The sequence below is a fragment of the Staphylococcus sp. GDY8P57P genome, from assembly GCF_017892585.1.
Classification (GTDB): Bacteria; Bacillota; Bacilli; order Staphylococcales; family Staphylococcaceae; genus Staphylococcus; species Staphylococcus borealis.
The window spans coordinates 1-418 of the sequence record NZ_JAESLK010000156.1; the positions used below are offsets into that span (position 1 = coordinate 1).

At 30.9% G+C, this 418-nt stretch carries 1 protein-coding gene and 1 pseudogene; both read right to left on the reverse strand.

Features of this window, described 5'->3' with window-relative positions:
• A pseudogene (locus KA878_RS14090) lies at nt 1-90 on the reverse strand (endonuclease III); the annotation flags it as partial.
• Nucleotides 80-418: DnaD domain-containing protein (locus KA878_RS14490; protein WP_245336780.1), on the reverse strand; the 339-nt coding region annotated here is incomplete at its 5' end. The pseudogene KA878_RS14090 and the gene KA878_RS14490, both read right to left, overlap by 11 nt.

Consider the following 418-nt stretch of genomic DNA (forward strand, 5'->3'; position numbering starts at 1 on the left):
AGGATTGTCATGTTTGAGCTCACATTCAGCATTTGGAAACATATTTGCTATGACATCAACCATTTCTAATGCTTTTTTATTACTTATCATTTGGATTCTCCCCGTTCAGCCAGTCGAATTTAGGCACTTTTTTAATTGTATGCTTCATTTTAGGTTGATTGAATTGGCGACTAATTTTTTTAGAATCTTCAATTGTTTTTACATTATTTTTTTTCCAATTTAATAAAATACGATCGATATATTTAAAACTTAACTTATTCTGGCTCGTCGCTTCATCTAGAGCAGCTTGAATGACACTTAATTCATGTTTATCAATATCTAACCATTGGTTTAACGTTTCGATTTCAAACGGAGATAACGGTCTACCAAAGGCTTGTTCAATTTGTTGAAATAAAACATTAAATTCAACTTCCGTATT